Source organism: Bradyrhizobium sp. P2_E8 (genome assembly GCF_056403875.1).
Window position 1 is genome coordinate 1 of the sequence record NZ_JBFUES010001540.1, and the last position, 1,161, is coordinate 1,161.

General features: G+C 66.7%; 1 protein-coding gene. It reads right to left on the reverse strand.

What is annotated here, in order from left to right; genetic code table 11:
* Positions 1-48: 48 nt before the first annotated feature.
* Positions 49-1,161 (reverse strand): cation:proton antiporter (locus AC1D00_RS42125; protein ID WP_477014777.1); only part of this gene is annotated, 1,113 nt, incomplete at its 5' end.

A 1,161-nucleotide genomic window follows, 5' to 3' on the forward strand; every position in this document is an offset into this window, starting at 1 on the left:
CCCGGCCTTCGCCGGGACGACACCGAGTTTGTGGATGCATCGAGAGTCTCATCCTCCCGCGCTCAATTCTGCGCGATCGAGCTCCTCCTCGAGGCGGTGAAAGGCGTCGTCGCCGATCACTTCGGTGGCGCGCAGCTCGAAGATGGATTTGCGCGCGGCTTCGATGGCGCGGCGGCGCAGCGGATCGGCGGGCAATTCGCCATTGGCGATGCCGCCGTTCGGATCGTGATCCGCCTGCATCAGGATGGCGCGATATTCGAGCCTCAGGATCTCCGCCTCCTCCGACGGGTCGCTCTCGATCGCATCGAGGGCCGCGCGATAGGCCACGGTGCGGCCGCGCGCGACCTCGGCGCCGACGGGATCGTCGTCCGTGAGGCCGAAGGCCAGGATCAGCGGCCGCAGCGTCAGACCCTGGATCACCAGCGAACCGAGCACGACGGCAAAGGCGATGAACACGATGAAGTCGCGATAGGGAAAGTTCTCCGGCAGGGCGAAGGCGGTGGCGAGCGTGACCAGGCCGCGCATGCCGCACCAGGAGATGATGAGGCCGCCCTTCGGCGAGGCCACCTGTTTCGGATCCTTCGGGTGATAGAGCCCGTGCGCGATCAGCACGCGCAGCGTCGTGCGGTAGAACGTCACCCAGAGCAGCCGCACCAGGACCACCGTGAGCAGGATCCAGGCTGCCGCCACGCAATATTCCCAGCGCACGTCCGCGTCGAGCCGCGTCCAGATCGGCCGCATCTGCATGCCGATCAGCATGAAGGCGAGCACGTTGAGCACGAACACCATCGTCTCCCACACCGCATAGGACGGCACCCGCAGCCGTGCCGGCATGTGCGCCCCCGCCGTGCGCGCCATGGTGATGGCGTAGACGACGATGGTGAGGATGCCGGAGAGGCCGAGATGCTCGGCGGCGATCCAGACCATGAAGGTGGTGGCGAACTGCAGGATGATCGCGCTGGGCGCTTCCTTCACGCGTTGGAGGAACAGCGGTATGATGCGCCCCGCCAACAGACCGGCGAGGACGCTGCCGACCAGCGCCAGCGCGATCGTCGGCGCGACCTCGCTCCATTTCAGATGCTGCATGACGACCGCGCCGACGGCGATGCGATAGATCAGCAGCGAGGTCGCGTCGTTGAGCAGGCTCTCACCCTCCAGCAC